This is a genomic window from Actinomadura flavalba DSM 45200 (assembly GCF_000374305.1).
Taxonomy (GTDB): Bacteria; Actinomycetota; Actinomycetes; order Streptosporangiales; family Streptosporangiaceae; genus Spirillospora; species Spirillospora flavalba.
In genome coordinates, this window is the sequence record NZ_KB894094.1 from 597,899 (window position 1) to 614,865 (window position 16,967).

The 16,967-nt window shown below is 72.6% G+C and carries 12 protein-coding genes; 8 read left to right on the plus strand and 4 right to left on the minus strand.

Annotated features, from left to right (window positions below; translation table 11 throughout):
- Positions 1–12 precede the first annotated feature (12 nt).
- Together C229_RS0112315 and C229_RS0112320 are read right to left on the minus strand one after the other, a co-directional pair.
- Positions 13–780 carry an SDR family NAD(P)-dependent oxidoreductase gene (locus C229_RS0112315; protein ID WP_026313709.1) on the minus strand — a complete coding sequence of 256 codons (768 nt, stop codon included), beginning with the start codon at positions 778–780 and terminating at the stop codon, positions 13–15.
- A 157-nt stretch (positions 781–937) separates the two neighbouring features.
- Positions 938–1,711, minus strand: a complete 774-nt coding sequence (locus C229_RS0112320) for an enoyl-CoA hydratase/isomerase family protein (protein ID WP_018655382.1) — start codon at positions 1,709–1,711, stop codon at positions 938–940.
- Between the two features lie 101 nt (positions 1,712–1,812).
- Here C229_RS0112320 and C229_RS0112325 point away from each other — a divergent pair, with 101 nt between their 5' ends.
- Positions 1,813–4,908: a DEAD/DEAH box helicase gene (locus tag C229_RS0112325; protein WP_018655383.1), complete on the plus strand. Its 3,096-nt coding sequence runs from the start codon at positions 1,813–1,815 to the stop codon at positions 4,906–4,908.
- Positions 4,905–5,666 (plus strand): SWIM zinc finger family protein, encoded by a 762-nt coding sequence (locus tag C229_RS0112330; protein ID WP_018655384.1) that lies wholly within the window; start codon positions 4,905–4,907, stop codon positions 5,664–5,666. The genes C229_RS0112325 and C229_RS0112330 overlap by 4 nt, the downstream gene beginning before the upstream one ends.
- A gap of 123 nt (positions 5,667–5,789) precedes the next feature.
- Here C229_RS0112330 and C229_RS0112335 read toward each other — a convergent pair whose 3' ends face one another.
- On the minus strand, positions 5,790–6,935 hold the full coding sequence (locus tag C229_RS0112335) for a sensor histidine kinase (RefSeq protein ID WP_169513830.1): 1,146 nt from the start codon (positions 6,933–6,935) through the stop codon (positions 5,790–5,792).
- 154 nt (positions 6,936–7,089) lie between these two features.
- On the opposite strand from C229_RS0112335, the gene C229_RS0112340 reads away from it, so the two are divergent.
- The 3 genes from C229_RS0112340 to C229_RS34195 are packed head-to-tail and all read left to right on the plus strand — an operon-like array spanning position 7,090 to position 8,583.
- A complete protein-coding gene (locus C229_RS0112340; protein ID WP_018655386.1) occupies positions 7,090–7,392 on the plus strand; it encodes a hypothetical protein in 303 nt (100 codons plus the stop codon).
- Positions 7,393–7,421: 29 nt separating this feature from the next.
- Positions 7,422–8,423 (plus strand): hypothetical protein, encoded by a 1,002-nt coding sequence (locus C229_RS0112345; RefSeq protein WP_018655387.1) that lies wholly within the window; start codon positions 7,422–7,424, stop codon positions 8,421–8,423.
- The gene (locus C229_RS34195; RefSeq protein ID WP_018655388.1) at positions 8,410–8,583 is read left to right on the plus strand and encodes a hypothetical protein; all 174 of its coding nucleotides are present in this window, start codon (positions 8,410–8,412) and stop codon (positions 8,581–8,583) included. The genes C229_RS0112345 and C229_RS34195 overlap by 14 nt, the downstream gene beginning before the upstream one ends.
- 87 nt (positions 8,584–8,670) lie before the next feature.
- Here the strand turns inward: C229_RS34195 and glgP are convergent, their stop codons facing one another.
- A complete protein-coding gene (gene glgP, locus C229_RS0112355) occupies positions 8,671–11,223 on the minus strand; it encodes an alpha-glucan family phosphorylase (protein WP_018655389.1) in 2,553 nt (850 codons plus the stop codon).
- 269 nt (positions 11,224–11,492) lie between these two features.
- Here glgP and C229_RS0112360 point away from each other — a divergent pair, with 269 nt between their 5' ends.
- From C229_RS0112360 to C229_RS30320, 3 genes are all read left to right on the plus strand, one after another.
- A complete protein-coding gene (locus C229_RS0112360) occupies positions 11,493–13,478 on the plus strand; it encodes an alpha-1,4-glucan--maltose-1-phosphate maltosyltransferase (RefSeq protein WP_018655390.1) in 1,986 nt (661 codons plus the stop codon).
- 146 nt (positions 13,479–13,624) lie between these two features.
- Positions 13,625–15,361 carry a maltose alpha-D-glucosyltransferase gene (gene treS, locus C229_RS0112370; protein WP_026313711.1) on the plus strand — a complete coding sequence of 579 codons (1,737 nt, stop codon included), beginning with the start codon at positions 13,625–13,627 and terminating at the stop codon, positions 15,359–15,361.
- 2 nt (positions 15,362–15,363) lie between these two features.
- A complete protein-coding gene (locus C229_RS30320; RefSeq protein ID WP_033424239.1) occupies positions 15,364–16,656 on the plus strand; it encodes a maltokinase N-terminal cap-like domain-containing protein in 1,293 nt (430 codons plus the stop codon).
- The last annotated feature ends 311 nt before the right edge of the window (positions 16,657–16,967 follow it).

Consider the following 16,967-nt stretch of genomic DNA (forward strand, 5'->3'; position numbering starts at 1 on the left):
CTTGTAGGCCCTCTACTTCCCGCCGGCCGCCTGCTGCCACATCCGGTTCACGGCCGCCCGCAGCAGCGGGCGCGGGACCAGCTTCAGCGCGGGCATCGCCGCCTTGTACTGGACGCCCGGCACGCACAGGGCGCGGCCGGTCGCGACGGCGTCCAGGCCCGCGCGGGCGACGTCGTCGCGGCGCAGCCACAGCAGGTTCGGCGGGGTCTCCTCGTCGGTGCGGGTGAAGCCGGGGCACAGCGCGGTGACGTGGACGCCGCGTCCGGCGACCTCGGCGTGCAGGCTCTCGGAGAAGGACGCCACGTACGCCTTGGTCGCGCCGTAGGTGGCGCTGCCGGGCGACGGCGCGAACCCGGCCATCGACGCCACGTTCAGCACGCCGCCTCTGCCACGTTCCAGCATTCCGGGCAGCGCGGCGTGGGTGAGGCGCATCAGCGCGGTGACGTTCAGCTCGATCTCGGCGAGCTGGTCGTCCAGCGGGATCTCGGCGAACGCCCCGAACGCGCCGTATCCGGCGTTGTTCACCAGGAGTTCCACCGGCTCGGCGCGCAGCCGGCTCTCGACACCCGCGCGCTGCCCGGGGTCGGTGAGGTCGGCGGCCAGCACCTCGACGGCGACGCGGTACCGCTCGACGAGATCGCGCGCGAGCGCGTCCAGCAGATCGGCGCGGCGCGCCACGAGCACCAGCCCGGTGCCGCGCCGGGCCAGAGTCCGGGCGAAGCTCTCGCCGATGCCGCTGGAGGCGCCTGTCACGAGCGCCGTTCGGTACGCCTGTCGCATGGCCGGAGATGCTATCCGTCGATCACCCGGTTTGCCCGGCATAGTCGTGGGTAAAGAGCGGCGGAGGGCAAGCTCCAGACGGCCGGGGCGGCCCGGGTCGTTGCGGTACGGCCCGGGTCGCTCCGGCTTTCGGCTGTTCAGGCGCCGCCGCGTGCGCTCAGCGGCCGGTGAAGTCCGGCTTGGCGCGGTCGACGAAGGCGCGCATGCCGATCTTCTGGTCGTCGGTGGCGAACAGCGCGGCGAACTGGACGCGCTCGATCTCCAGGGCCGTGTTCAGGTCGGTCTCCAGGCCCGCGTCGATGGCCTGCTTGGCGGCGCGCAGAGCAGCCGCCGGGCCGCCCACGAACGTCTTGGCCCAGTCGGTCGCGGTCGTGTAGACGTCGGCGTCGGGGACGACCCGGTCGACCAGGCCGATCGCCAGGGCCTCGGCGGCGGCGACGTGGCGTCCGGAGAAGACGAGGTCCTTGGCGCGGGCCGGGCCGACCAGCCGGGCCAGGCGCTGCGTGCCGCCCGCGCCGGGGATGATGCCGAGGCCGATCTCGGGCTGGCCGACCTTGGCGCCCTCGCCCGCGACGCGGAAGTCGGCCGTCAGCGCGACCTCCAGACCGCCGCCGAGCGCGTAGCCGGTGATCGCGGCGATGACGGGCTTGGGGATGGCGGCGAGGGCCTTGGTGAAGTCCTGGAGGGTGTGGGAGTGGGCGGCCATGTCGGCCGCCGTCATGTCGGCCATCTCCTTGATGTCGGCACCGGCGGCGAAGACGCGCTCGCCCCCGTACAGGACGACCGCCGCCACGGCGTCGTCGCGGCCGACCGCCGTCGCGGCCTCGATCAGCTCGCGCTGCACGGTCGCGTTGAGGGCGTTCATCTTCGGGCGGTCCAGCCGGATCGTCGCGATCCCGTCCTGCGTCTCGACCTTCACGAACTCGCCCACGGGTCGTCCTTCCCTCGGCTGCCGGTACGGCTCCCGAGCTTAATCGGGACGCTCCGGGCGGTGGGCGCCGGGCGTCGGAGGCCGCTGGTAGCTTCGTGGCCATGCTCATCGCGCACGGCACCTGGCAGGGCGGCGCGCTCTGCCTGTGGGCCGAGCGCACCGGGCCGGACGAGCCCGGCGACGCGCACCCGTTCGCCACCCGCGACTTCACCGGCACGTCCTACGAGCCGATGGTCGCCGGGGCGCTGCGCGTCACGCTCGACCTGCTGCTGCCGACGCTCGACGGGCGGCCGCTGCCGTCGGCCGAGCTGGGGCCGCGCCCGCACGCGGGCGTGCCCGAGCTGGCCTCCTGGCGGGTGCCGTCGCTGGTGCTGGAGCCGTTCGCGGCGATGGCGCTGCTCGCGGCGGCCGAGCACGCGGGCGACATCGTCCCCGGCAGCGACCTGCGCTACCTGGTGCTGCTCGCCGAGGAGGCGCGGCGGCTGGCCGCGGGCGGGCTCGTGCTGCCCGCGCTGCTGCGCGAGGACGGCGACCTGCTCGCCCGGTGGCGGCCCGTCCTCGACGACGCCGCCCGGTTCGCCGCGCTCGTCCGCGCGATGCCGGCCGCCTGCCGCGCCGCCGACGGCGGACGGCCCGCCGCCGACGTCCTGCGCGAGGCGCTGGACGGCCTCACCGACACGGCCGTTCGCGGCACCGTCCCGCACCCGCTGCTGCCCGAGCGGCGCGGCCGCGTCCCCGACCGCGTTCCCCTGCCCGAACGCTGGGTCGAGGCCCTGACCGGCCCCGATCCGCTCGTCGCCCGCGAACCCGGCGACGACCCCGACGACCTCATCGCCGAGCTCGACGCCTGGTCGGCGGCCACCCACCGCCCGGCGGGCCCGCTGCGCGTCTGCTTCCGCCTGGTCGAACCCGGCGCCGACGAGAACGCCCGCCCGGAGCAACACGACCTCCACGAAGAACACGACCCGCGCGAGGAGCACACAAGGCGCGCAGAGCCCGAAGGGCACAAGGAGCACGACCCGCGCGAAGAGGACCAGGCGGGCGGGGGCTGGGACGCGTGGCGGATTGAATTCGCCGTGCAGAGTGTCGAAGATCCGAGTCTTTATGTGCCCGCCGAGCTGGTTTGGGCGGGTGAGGCGGCGTTCCTGGAGGGCGTGGAGGACGCGTTGCTCGCCGGGCTCGGGCGTGCGTTGCGGCTCTACCCCGATCTCGCGCCCGCGCTCGACGGGCCGACGCCGTCCGGGCTCGTGCTCGACACGGCGGGCGCGTTCCGGTTCCTGCGGACGGCCGCGCCGCTGCTCGCCGCCGCCGGGTTCGGCGTGCTGCTCCCGCAGTGGGCGGGCAAGGCGCGGCTCGGCATGAAGTTCACGACCCGCACCGAACCGGACGAGGGCGCGGGCGCCGCGGCGTCGTCCGGGTTCGACCTGCGCGGCATGGTGGCGTTCCGCTGGGACCTCGCCCTCGGTGACGAAACGGTCGACGAAGACGAACTCGCTGAACTCGCCCGGTTGAAGACGCCGCTGGTGCGGCTGCGGGGCCGGTGGGTCGAGCTGGACGAGGCGCAGCTCGAAGCCGCGCTCGACTTCCTGCGGCAGCCGCGCACCGGCACGATGTCCGCCGACCGGGCCGTCCGCGCCGTCGTCCACGCGGGCACCGACGCGCTGCCGCTCACCGCCGTGGACGCCGACGGCACCTTCGGTGACCTCCTCGCGGGCGACACCGACCGCCGCCTCGCCCCGCTGCCCACGCCGCCGGGCGTCGAGGCCGAGCTGCGCCCGTACCAGCGGCGCGGCCTGGCCTGGCTGGCGTTCATGGACGACCTCGGGCTCGGCGCGCTGCTCGCCGACGACATGGGCCTCGGCAAGACGCTCTGCACCCTCGCGCTGTTCGCGCACGAGCGGCGCGACGGCGCCGCGGTCGCGCCGACGCTGGCGATCCTGCCGATGTCGCTGGTCGGCAACTGGCAGCGGGAGGCGGCACGGTTCACCCCCAAGCTGCGCGTGTACGTCCATCACGGGACGGGACGCCGTCGCGGGGAGGATCTGGTCGCCGCGGCGCAGGCGTCCGACCTCGTCCTCACCACCTACGGCACGGCCGCGCGCGACGCCGAGATGCTCGCCGGCGTCGGCTGGCGGCGCGTCGTCTGCGACGAGGCGCAGGCGCTCAAGAACAGCGGCACCCGGCAGGCGCGGGCCGTGCGCGGCATCCCGGCGCGCACCCGCGTCGCGCTCACCGGCACGCCCGTCGAGAACCACCTCACCGAACTGTGGTCGATCATGGAGTTCGCCAACCCCGGGCTGCTCGGCCCGCGCGCGGCGTTCCGGCAGCGGTTCGCGGTGCCGATCGAGCGCGACGGCGACGAGGCCGCCGCCGCGACGCTCCGCCGCGCCACGCAGCCGTTCATCCTGCGCCGCCTCAAGACCGACACCACGATCATCTCCGACCTGCCGGACAAGCAGGAGATGAAGGTCTACTGCAACCTCACGCCCGAGCAGGCGTCGCTGTACCAGGCGACGCTGGACGACATGCTGGAGCAGATCGCCGAGGCCGACGACAAGAAGCGGCGCGGGCTCGTCCTGGCGACGATGGCCAAGCTCAAGCAGGTCTGCAACCACCCCGCGCACCTGCTCAAGGACGGCTCGCGGCTGCCCGGCCGGTCCGGGAAGCTGGAGCGGCTGGAGGAGATCTGCGGCGAAGTGCTGGACAAGGGCGAGAAGGTGCTGGTCTTCACCCAGTACGCCGAGTTCGGCTCGATGCTCCAGCCGCACCTGGCTGCACGGCTGGAGCGTCCGGTGCTGTGGCTGCACGGCGGCACGTCCCGCGACGCGCGCGACGAACTCGTCCGGCACTTCCAGGACGACCCCGAGCCCGCCGTGTTCCTGCTGTCGCTCAAGGCGGCGGGCACCGGGCTGACGCTGACGGCCGCGAACCACGTCGTCCACGTCGACCGCTGGTGGAACCCCGCCGTCGAGGACCAGGCCACCGACCGCGCGTTCCGCATCGGCCAGACGAGGAACGTGCAGGTCCGCAAGTTCGTCTGCGTCGGCACGCTGGAGGAACGCGTCGACGACATGATCGAGCGCAAGAAGGCCCTGGCCGACTCCATCGTCGGCACCGGGGAGGACTGGCTCACCGACCTGTCGGTCGCCGAGCTGCGCGACGTCCTCCGCCTCTCCCCCGACGCGGTGAGCGCATGACGTCCGGCCCTGCGGCGCTCGGTGAGCGGTGGTGGTCGCGGCGGTTCGTCGACCTGGTCGAGGGGTTCACCGACGCCGAGCGGATGCGGCGGGGCCGGGCCTACGCGCGCCGGGGGAACGTGCTCGGGCTGCGGGTCGCGCCGTACGAGGTGACGGCGCGGGTGCGGGGGGCCGAGGAGGAGCCGTACGAGGTCGTGCTCGGCATCGACGCGATCGACGACGCGGGGTGGGCGGCCGTCGAGGCCGAGCTGGCGTCGGCGGCGGTGTACCGGGCGCGGCTGCTCGCCGGGGACATGCCGCCGGAGATCGAGGTCGTCGTCGGCGCGGCCGGACATCCGCTGTTCCCGATGACGGCCGAGGCGCTGCGGTTCCTGTGCGAATGCCCCGACTGGGGGGAACCGTGCAAGCACGCGGCGGCCGTCCTGTACGTGCTGGCCGAGGCGTTCGACGACGACCCGTTCCTCATCCTGGAGTGGAACGGCCGCTCCCGCGCCGCCCTGCTCACCGCCCTGCGCCGCCTCCCGGCCACCGCCGCGACGGACGTCCCGGGCGACGAACCCCTCTCGGCGGCCGGCTTCTGGACGGCCCCCACCGGCCTCGCGGCCCTCCGCACCCAGCCGCCCGCGCCTCCGGTGCCCCCGGGGTTCGTCCTGGAGATCGCTCCCGCTCCCCCGGTCAAGATCCGCCGCCGCCCCCTGACCGACGTCCTCCTCCCCGCTTACCACGCCCTCGCGGCGCCCACCGAAGACCCGTTCTGACCACGCCGGTGCGCCGACGGCGGCGGCCGCACCCCGGCACGACGACACCGGCCACGCAAGGCCGCCGGTGCCGACCGCGCGGCCTCCGCGTCAGCGCGCCGGTGCCGACCGGGCGGTCTTCGATCAGCGCGCCGGGGTCGGCAGCCGCGCCTCCACGGCGAAGCCGGTGGCGGCGGGGCCGCCGGTGAAGGTGCCGCCGAGGGATTCGACGCGGGCGCGGAGCCCGCGCAGGCCGGTGCCCGAGCCGGGTTCGGCGGAGGTGCGGGGCGGGCCGTCGTCCTCGACGCGGACGACGACCGCGTCCGGGACGTAGCCGACCGTGACGCGGACCGTCGCGGCGTCGGAGTGGCGGGCGACGTTCGTCAGCGCCTCCTGGACGACGCGGTAGGCGGCGTCGCCGGTCGCGGCGGGAACCGGGCGGGGCTCGCCGGACACGTCCACGCTCACCTCGCGGCCCGCGCGCCCGGCCAGCGACGCGATGCCCGCGAGGCCCGGCGGCGGGGACGGCTCGTCCACCCCGCGCAGCATCCCGAGCGCCTCCCGCAGCTCGCGCAGCGTCTCCCGGCTGGCCCGTTTGATCTCGGTCAGCGCGCGTTCGGCGGCGTCCGGGTCGCGGCCCAGGGTGTGCAGGGCCGCCGACGCCTGCACGTTGATCAGCGAGATGTTGTGGCCGAGCCCGTCGTGCAGGTCGCGGGCGATCCGCAGCCGTTCCTCGGTCGCCTGCCGCCGTCCCTCCTGCGCGCTGAACCGTTCCGCCTCCCGCGCCCGGCGCGCCGCCTCCGCGAGGTAGGCGCGGCGGTTGCGGACGACGCCGCCGATCGCGAGCACCGCCACGAACCAGCCGACCATCAGGTACATCGACGCGTCGGCCAGGTGGGTCTCGTCGCTGGTCAGCTCGGCGGTCCACGTCCCGGCCAGCGCCAGGCCCGACAGGGCGCCCGCCACGACCGGATGGCCGTGCGCGGTGGCCGTGTAGAGCGCGATGGCGGGGACGATGAGCAGCGGGCCGTCCGGCTCGGTCAGCGGATAGAACGCCGCGCAGAGCGCGAACGTCAGGATGGCCACCGCGACCGGGTACCGCCGCCGCCAGGTCAGCGCCGCCGTGGCCAGGAACAGCAGGACCCAGCCCAGGCCGAGATGAACCGTCTTGTCGGGGTTCTCCAGCGTCTCGGCGACGCGGGCCGCCGCCAGGCAGGCGAAGACGGCGCAGGCGAGCAGCGCGTCCGCGCTCCGGCCCCGCGGTGGCCACCACGTCCCCAAATGCGACACGGCGCCCATCCTGACATCTCCGCCGAGCAGCCACCCCGATCACGTCTCGACACCTGATCCGACTCCCGTCATGAAGTTCGTCATCTCACCTCTCCTCATCGCCGCGCTCCCCTAGGCTGCCGCCATCTCTGCCGCCGATCTCAAGGAAGCGGACGTGGCTCCCCCCAAGACCGTGGACACAAAGCTCATCGCCATGCACGGCTGCGAGGTGGAGAAGCAGGTAGTCGAAAAACTGAATGCGGTCAAGCAGAAACTCGGCGGTGACGGCGTCTTCGACCTGGAAGGCGGTGATTTCAGCATCACCATGTCGATGATGGCCGTCGGCTACCCGATCGCTCTCCAGTTCTTCGCCGGAGCTATTGATTCCGAGGCGACCGAGGCCGCCGAGATGGCTCGGAGACTCGACAGGACCGCCGTCTACTACCGCAGAGCCGAAGAGGCCAATACCGCGCGCTGAGCCGCACGCGACAAGGGAGAAAGATCATCATGGGTGGCGGTGTCGAGCAGGGCGTCACCGGCGCGGCCGAAGGCATGATGGCCGCCGCCACGCCCATGGCGGCAGCGGCGGCGCTGTTCCTGCCGCCCGCCTTCATGATCTCTTTCCAGTTCCGGCTGGCGACCGGTAAACCGGCCGACATCATGAAGGCCGCCTATGCATGGGGCGCCGTCGCGGACGACCTCAAGCGGGCGGCGGCGGAACTCGAAGGGCTGGTCGCGCGGCTTCCGGCACAGTCGTGGACGACCGATGACCGCACGGCCTACGAAGGCCACGTCCGCGAGTACATCGCCCAGCTCGACGCGCTGGAGCAGTACGGCCGCGCGGTGGGCGTCACGCTGACCGTGTCGGCGTGGGCGCTGCTCTCCCATGCGACGTTCGCGCTGGGCATGGCCGTCTACCTGGACGCGCTGGCGCTCGCCTCGCTCACCGTCGCCGGTGCGGCGCCGGCCCAAGCCCTGGCCGCCGCCGCCCTGACGATCACGACCGTCGTCACCGCCGTTCTCGCGGCCACCGGCCAGACCTGTGCCGTCGTCCTCGCCGGTGGCGCGATGGCCGGCGCAAGCGACCTCCGGCGAGCAGGCAACCGGCATGCCGACGCCGCCCTCGCCACCGCGTTCGGAGAAGGCGGCAGGACCGCCGCTGTCCATCTGGCGCAGAACGGCGTCAACGCCGGGCTGGCCTACGTCAATCGCGGGGACTCCGGCGAGGTCGGCGGCAGGTACGACCGTCCGCTCAAGGAGATCGACCTCGACGCCGACCGCGGGCCGGGCGATGACTGGAAGCTGGGCGCGGGAGCCCGGTACAAGATCGGCCAGGTGGAACGAGACCGGCGCGAACGTCACGATGGACGGCGGGGGCGTCGCGAGCGCGGGTGTCGAGCACAGGTCCAAGGTGCCGATCATGGGTTCGGACTTCAGCGGCATCGGTGGCGCCGAAGGAGGATGGGATCGCGAGGGCGGGCTCGACGGTTCCCTCGTGGCCGGCGGTGAGCACGGGCCGACCGGCTCGAAGGCCGAAGGCGAGGGCGGCGTCAAGGGCGGCGTCCCCGAAGGGAAGGTCCAAGGGAACTCCCCCGTCGGCGATTACGAGCGGTCCTTCGGCGGCAAGGAGAAGGACGTACGGGACGAGACACCGCCGTGGGACCGGTGATGAGCGTGAGCGCCCCGAACGGCTCACGGCGCGGTTGTTGGTGGGTGATGGGCGGGCGCGGTTCAAAGGCCGCGCCCGCCCGTGGGGTCAGCGGAGGTTTCCGTTGGTCAGGCCCTCTGGGGTCGGGGGGAGGGCTATGAGGCCGAGTTCGGACGGGCCCGCCAGGTTCGGGTGGGACGGGACCACGCGGACGTTGTAGCCGTAGGCGCCGCTGCGGGCCAGCGGGATGCGGCCCGTGTAGCGGGCGCGGCCGTCCGGGAGGGGGTCGGCGCCGGTGAGGGGGACGTAGGACGGGGACGTGAGCGCGTCCGTGTCGTCCACCCGGCCGTAGGCCGCCTCCACCGCCACGTCCGACGGGTCCAGGCCCGCCAGGTCCACCACCGCGCGGATCGTCAGGTCGCCCCCGGCGTGCAGGGTCTCCTCGCCGCTGGACTCCACGTGCTCCACCGTGACGCCCGGCCACGCCTTCAGGACGCGGTGCTTCCACGACGCCAGCTCGCGGGCGCCGGCGTGGCCGTCGGCCGCGAGGGCGCGGGCCGCGTCCGCCGCCGGACGGTAGTAGCCCTCGACGTAGTCGCGCAGCATCCGCGTCGCCAGGACCTTCGGCCCGAGCGTCGTGATCGTGTGGCGGACCATCTCCAGCCAGCGGCGCGGCAGACCGGCGGCGTCGCGGTCGTAGAACATGACCGCGACGTGGTCCTCGATCAGCTCGTAGAGCGCCGCCGCCTCCAGCGCGTCGCGGCGGTCGGGGGCCGACAGGCCGTCGGCGGACGGAATCGCCCAGCCGTTCTGGCCGTCGAACCACTCGTCCCACCAGCCGTCGCGGATCGACAGGTTCAGGCCGCCGTTCAGCGCCGCCTTCATGCCGGACGTGCCGCACGCCTCCAGCGGGCGCAGCGGGTTGTTCATCCACACGTCGCAGCCCTGCACGAGCGCCTGGCCGAGCGCCATGTCGTAGTCGGGCAGGAACACGATGCGGTGCCGGACGTCCTCACTGTCCGCGAAGCGCACGATGTCCTGGATGAGGCGCTTGCCGCCTTCGTCGGCGGGGTGCGCCTTGCCCGCGATGACGATCTGCACCGGACGGTCCGGATCGAGCAGGATCGCCCGCAGCCGCTCGGGGTCGCGCATCATCAGCGTCAGCCGCTTGTACGACGGCACCCGCCGCGCGAACCCGATCGTGAGCACGTCCGGGTCGAGCGCGGTGTCGATCCAGGCGGTCTCGGCCTCGCTGGCGCCGCGTACCCGCCACGACTCGCGCAGCCGCCGCCGCGCCTCGTCGACGAGCCGGGCCCGCAGCGTCCGCCGGATGGGCCACAGGTCGGTCTCGGGGACGTCGGACGCGGGCGGCCCGCAGTCCAGGATCTCGCGCGCGACCCAGGTTCCGGCGTGGACGCCGTTGGTGATCGAGCCGACCGGTACCTCGCCGGTGTCGAACCCGCCCCACAGGCCGCCGAACATCTCGCGGCTGACGACGCCGTGCAGCCTGCTGACGCCGTTGACGCGCTGCGCCAGCCGCATCCCCATCACGGCCATGTTGAAGACGGACAGGTCGCCGCCGGGATAGGTCTCGGCGCCGAGTTCCAGGATGCGCTCGGACGGCACCCCGGCCTTCTCGTTGACGCCGCCGAAGTACTTGGCGATCAGCTCACGAGGGAACCGGTCGATTCCGGCGGGAACCGGGGTATGGGTGGTGAAGACGGTGCCCGCCCGGGTCGCTTCGAGCGCCTCGTCGAACGTGAGCCCGTCCTCGGTGACGAGTTCGCGGATGCGTTCGAGGCCGAGGAACCCGGCGTGCCCCTCGTTGGTGTGGAACACCTCCGGCGCGGGATGACGGGTGATGCGGCAGTACGCCCGGATCGCCCGGACGCCGGCGATGCCGAGCAGCATCTCCTGGAGGAGGCGGTGGTCGCCGCCGCCGCCGTAGAGGCGGTCGGTGATGTCGCGGGCGGCGGGGTCGTTGTCCTCGACGTCGGAGTCGAGCAGCAACTGCGGGACGCGGCCGACCCGCGCCACCCACACCTGCGCGCGCAGCGCGTGCCCCTGCGGCAGACCGACGCTGACGTGCACGGGCGTGCCGTCGCTCTCGCGCAGCAGCGTCAGCGGCAGGCCGTTGGGGTCGATCGGCGGATAGCGTTCGAGCTGCCAGCCGTCCGGCGACAGCGACTGGGCGAAGTAGCCGTGCCGGTAGAGCAGGCCCACGGCGATGATCGGGACGCCGAGGTCGCTCGCGGTCTTCAGATGGTCACCGGCGAGGATGCCGAGGCCGCCGGAGTACTGGGGCAGCGCCGAGGTGATCCCGTATTCGGGCGAGAAGTAGGCGATCGCGGCCGGTCCGCCGGTCTGTTCCTGGTACCAGCGGTCTCCGGTGACGTAGTCGCGCAGGTCGTCGGCGGCGTCCTGGAGGCGGCGCAGGAAGCGCCGGTCGGCGGCGACCTCGGTCAGGCGCTCGGGCGCGATCTCGCCGAGCAGCCGGACGGGGTCGTGCCCGACGGCGTCCCACAGCGCGGGGTCCAGGTCGCGGAACAGGTCGCGGGTCTCGTGGTGCCACGACCAGCGCAGGTTGCGGACCAGCTCGTCGAGCGGGCGCAGCGGCTCGGGAAGGACGGTGCGTACGGTGAATCGTCGGATGGCCTTCACGTGGCGCCACGCTAAGGGGTCGGCGGGAATCACGCGAGGTGAGCCACAAGACCGTCACCCTATGGACCGCTCCGCCCCGGTTTGGCGGGACGGCCGCTTGCACGGGGCGCGACCCGCCCGCGCGGCCGGTGCCGGTCGGCGGGAGTACCCCTCCCGCCACGTTAGAAGCGGGCATCCAGTGGTAATCCCCCCGACGCGGAGCGAGACGGTTTCACGGGTCGGCAACGGGTAGGAGACGGCGCATGCGGGTCGAGTCCGGAACATCACGGATGCCAAAGAATGGTGCGATCGGGCGAATTCCGGTCCTGGACGTCACGCCGCTCGTCTCCGGCGGGCGGTGGTCCGCGCGGGCCGTCGAGAACGAGACGGTGCCCGTCGCCGCCACCGTGTTCCGCGAGGGCCACGAGCGGCTGGGCGCCGAGGTCGTGCTGCGCGATCCCGACGGCGTGGAGCAGCCGCCCGTCCGGATGATCGACATCGCACCCGGCGAGGACCGCCTGGCCGCCGAGGTCGTGCCCACCCGTCCGGGCACGTGGCACTACCGCGTCGTGGCCTGGGGCGATCCCGTCGCGCACTGGCGGCACGACGCCGAGATCAAGATCCCGCGCGGCCAGGACGTCGAGCTGATGTTCGCCGAGGGCGCGCTGCTGTTCACCCGCGCCGCCGAGGCCGTCCCGGAGGACGAGCGGCCCGTCCTCACCGCGCTCGCCGAACGGCTCGCGGACGTCACCGTCCCGGTCGACGACCGGATGGAGGCCGCCTGGGCGCCCGCCGTCCGCGACATCGAAGCGCGCCACCCGCTCCGCGAGCTGGTCACCGCCACCGAGTGGTACGCGCTGACCGTCCACCGCGAACGGGCCCTGTCCGGGAGCTGGTACGAGTTCTTCCCGCGCTCCGAGGGCGCGTCGGTCGACCCGATCGGCCGCCGCGGGCCCATGTCCGGAACGTTCCGGACGGCGATGAAGCGCCTGCCCGCCGTCGCGGACATGGGCTTCGACGTCGTCTACCTGCCGCCGATCCACCCGATCGGCGCGACGTTCCGCAAGGGCCCGAACAACACGCTGGAGGCCGGGCCGTACGATCCCGGCTCGCCGTGGGCGATCGGCTCCCCCGACGGCGGCCACGACGCGATCCACCCCGACCTCGGCACCCTGGACGACTTCGACGCGTTCGTCGCCTACGCCCGCGACCAGGGCCTGGAGGTCGCCCTCGACCTCGCGCTCCAGTGCGCCCCCGACCATCCCTGGGTCACCGAGCACCCCGAGTGGTTCACCACCCGCGCCGACGGCACCATCGCCTACGCCGAGAACCCGCCGAAGAAGTACCAGGACATCTATCCGCTCAACTTCGACAACGACCCCGAGGGGCTGTACGCCGAGGTGCTGCGGGTCGTCCGGCACTGGATGGACCACGGCGTCCGGATCTTCCGCGTCGACAACCCGCACACCAAGCCCGTCCGGTTCTGGGAGCGGCTGCTGGCCGAGATCGCGGAGACCGACCCCGACGTGCTGTTCCTCGCCGAGGCGTTCACCCGCCCGGCGATGATGCACACGCTCGCCAAGATCGGGTTCCACCAGTCCTACACGTACTTCACCTGGAAGAACTCCCGCGAGGACCTGGAGCAGTACTTCGGGGAGCTGACCGGCGACGCGTCGTTCTACATGCGTCCCAACGCGTTCGTGAACACGCCCGACATCCTGCACGAGTACCTCGTGCACGGCGGCCGTCCCGCGTTCGAGATCCGGGCGGTGCTCGCGGCGCTGCTTTCCCCGACGTGGGGCGTCTACTCCGGGTACGAGCTGATCGAGAACACGCCCGTCCGGCCCGGCAGCGAGGAGTACCGGGACTCGGAGAAGTACCAGTACCGCCCCCGCGACTGGGAGGCGGCCGAGCGCGAGGGCCGCACCATCGCGCCGCTGATCACCCGGCTGAACGCCTTCCGCCGCGCGCATCCCGCGCTGCGGCGGCTGCGCGGCCTCACCTTCCACGACCCCGACCAGGGCGAGTTCCTCTGCTTCTCCCGCCGCGACGGGGACGACGTCGTCCTCGCCGTCGTCAACCTCAACCCCCACCAGCCGCGCGAGACGACCGTCCGCCTCGACCTTCCCGCCCTCGGCGTGCCTCCCGGCGAGACCTTCACCGTCACCGACGAGCTCACCGGCGCCTCGTACACGTGGGGTGAGTTCAACTACGTGCGGCTCGATCCGCAGGAGCAGCCCGCCCACCTCTTCACTCTCCGGAGAAACGCGACTTGAGCACTTCGCAGCAACAGGACCCCGCGGCACGGCGGGAGGAGTTTCCCGCCGCGGCCGACTCCGACCTGCGCAACGACCGCGCGCTCGACCTGCGCCTGCCCGCCGTGCAGACCTCGACCCCGCACCACGGCGCGGCACCGGCCGAGGTGGAGGAGCCGACGCCGCACGAGCCGGTGCCCGACGCCTTCGATCCCGACACCCCGCGCGATCCGCACTGGTTCAAGACGGCCGTGTTCTACGAGGTGTCGGTGCGCGGCTTCGCCGACTCCAACGGCGACGGCTACGGCGACCTGCGCGGCCTCATCGGCAAGCTCGACCACCTCCAGTGGCTCGGCATCGACTGCCTGTGGCTGCTGCCGATCTACCAGTCGCCGCTCAAGGACGGCGGGTACGACATCAGCGAGTACACCCGGGTCCTCCCCGAGTTCGGGGAGCTGGGCGACTTCGTGGAGCTGATCGACCAGGCGCACGCGCGCGGCATCCGCGTCATCGCCGACCTCGTCATGAACCACACCAGCGACCAGCACCCGTGGTTCCAGGCGTCGCGCTCGGACCCGGACGGGCCGTACGGCGACTTCTACATGTGGGAGGACACCGACGAGAAGTATCCGGAGGCCCGGATCATCTTCGTCGACACCGAGGCGTCGAACTGGACGTACGACGCGGTACGCGGCCAGTACTACTGGCACCGGTTCTTCTCCCACCAGCCCGACCTGAACTACGACAACCCGAACGTGCAGGACGCGCTGCTGGAGGTGCTGCGGTTCTGGCTGGACCTCGGCATCGACGGGTTCCGGCTCGACGCCGTCCCCTACCTGTACGCGCGCGAGGGGACGAACTGCGAGAACCTGCCCGAGACGCACGCCTACCTCAAGCGGGTCCGGGCCGAGGTCGACCGGCTGTACCCCGACCGGGTGCTGCTCGCGGAGGCGAACCAGTGGCCGGGCGACGTCGTCGACTACTTCGGAGACCCGGCCGTCGGCGGCGACGAGTGCCACATGGCGTTCCACTTCCCCGTCATGCCGCGCATCTTCATGGCGGTGCGGCGCGAGCAGCGCTACCCCATCTCGGAGATCATGGCGCAGACGCCGAAGATCCCGACGAACTGCCAGTGGGGCATCTTCCTGCGCAACCACGACGAGCTGACCCTGGAGATGGTCACCGACGAGGAACGCGACTACATGTACTCCGAGTACGCGCGCGATCCCCGGATGAAGGCCAACATCGGCATCCGGCGGCGGCTGGCGCCGCTGCTCGACAACGACCGCAACCAGCTCGAACTGTTCACCGCGCTGCTCATGTCGCTGCCCGGTTCGCCCGTCCTGTACTACGGCGACGAGATCGGCATGGGCGACAACATCTGGCTGGGCGACCGCGACGCCGTCCGGACCCCGATGCAGTGGACGCCCGACCGCAACGCCGGGTTCTCCAACGCCGACCCCGGCCGCCTCTACCTGCCGACGATCATGGACCCGATCTACGGGTACCAGGCCGTGAACGTCGAGGCGCAGCTCAACAACCCCGGGTCGCTCATGCACTGGACCCGCAAGATGATCGAGATCCGGCAGCAGCACCCGGTGTTCGGCGTCGGGGAGTACGTGGAGCTGAACGCGTCCAACCCGAGCGTGCTCGCGTTCGTCCGGGAGATCTCCGACGGCGAGTCCAACCAGTGGGGCGGCGCCGACACGATCCTGTGCGTCAACAACCTGTCGCGGTTCCCGCAGCCCGTCGAACTCGACCTGCGCCGGTTCCGGGGGCACGCGCCCGTCGAGTGCATGGGCGGCGTGGAGTTCCCGGCGATCGGTGAGCTGCCCTACCTGCTGACGCTGCCGGGGCACGGGTTCTACTGGTTCGTCCTGTCCGCGCCTTCCGAGGAGGAGTGACCGTGGCGTCCGCCGAGGAGCTCCTGCTGATCCACTGGCTGCCGCGACAGCGGTGGTTCGCCGGGAAGGACCGTCCCGTGACGGCGGTCCGGGTGTCGGGGTCGGCGGAGCTGTTCCCGGGGCTGCGGTTCGTGGTGCTGGACGTCGAGCAGGGGTCCGCCACTGATCGTTACCAGCTCTATCTGGGGGTAGGGGAGGCTGCTCCGGGGGGTCTCATCGGGCCGGTCGGGCCCGGGACGGTCGTCTACGACGCCGTGCACGACCCGGCGCTGGCGTCGGTGCTGCTCGACCGGATCGACGCGGAGACGTCCGCCGGCGCGCTGCGGTTCCGGCGGGCGCCCGGCGTCGCGCTGGACACGGCGGCGGGCGGGCGGCCGCTCGGCGCCGAGCAGTCGAACACCTCGCTGGTGTACGGGACGTCGCACATCCTGAAGCTGTTCCGGCGGCTGTCGCCGGGCCGCAGCCCCGACCTGGAGATCAACCTGGCGCTGACGTCGCGGGCGTCGCCGTACGCCCCGGCCGTCCACGGCTGGATCGAGCTGGACGAGGGCGACGAGCCCGTCACCCTGGCGCTGCTGTCGGCGTACGTGCCCGGGGCGGCGGACGGCTGGGAGCTGGCGACGGCGCGGGCGGCGTCGGCGGAGTCGTTCGCGGCCGAGGCCGCGGCGCTGGGCGAGGCCACGGCGGCCGTCCACCGGGACCTGGCCGAGCTGTTCGACGTCCGGGAGACGACGTCCGCCGACCTGGCGGCGCTAGTGGACGCGATGCGCGCGCAGCTCGACGAGACGTCCCGCACGGTGGCCGAGCTGCGCCCGCACGCCGAGGCCATCGGCGCGGTCTTCGACACCGTCCGCGCGCTGGACGACCCGCCGCCGCTGCAACGCGTGCACGGCGACTACCACCTGGGCCAGGCCCTCTACACGGGCGACCGCTGGGTCCTGCTGGACTTCGAGGGCGAACCGGCCCGTTCCCCCGCCGAGCGCCGCGCCCCGTCCCCGGCGCTGCGCGACGTGGCGGGGATGCTCCGGTCGTTCGACTACGCGGCGCACGCCTCGGACGCGGACGCGTCCCGCGAGCCGTCGCCCGGCGCGTCGTCCTGGGCGGAGGAGACCCGCGCCGCGTTCCTGCGCGGCTACTCCTCGGCGGGCGGCGCCGCCGTCCACCCCGACCTGCTGCACGCGCTCGAACTCGACAAGGCCGTCTACGAGATCCGCTACGAGGCCGCCCACCGCCCCGCCTGGCTGCCCATCCCCCTCAACGCCCTCTCCCGCCTCACCACGACACGCCAGAACTGACCTTCCCGCACTTCCGCGAGGTTTCGGGCACACCCACACGGACCATTCCGGCGGCGCGTGCTGCCACTTATCGGGTATTCGAGCGAGATGTCCGTAACGCAGGTGAAGGATGGTTCCGTGGGGATGTCGTATGTTACTCGAACGTCATTCTCTTGGCGTCCCGGCGTCACTTCCCCAACAGCATGGACTGGCTAGTTGAAACATAGCCCTCTTGGGGGGTTGATGGTCACCCCGGCACTTGCGTACGGTCATGAGCCAACCAGCAGCGTCCGCGCCCGCTGCGGGCCGACTCCACTCTCTTCCCAGAGCCA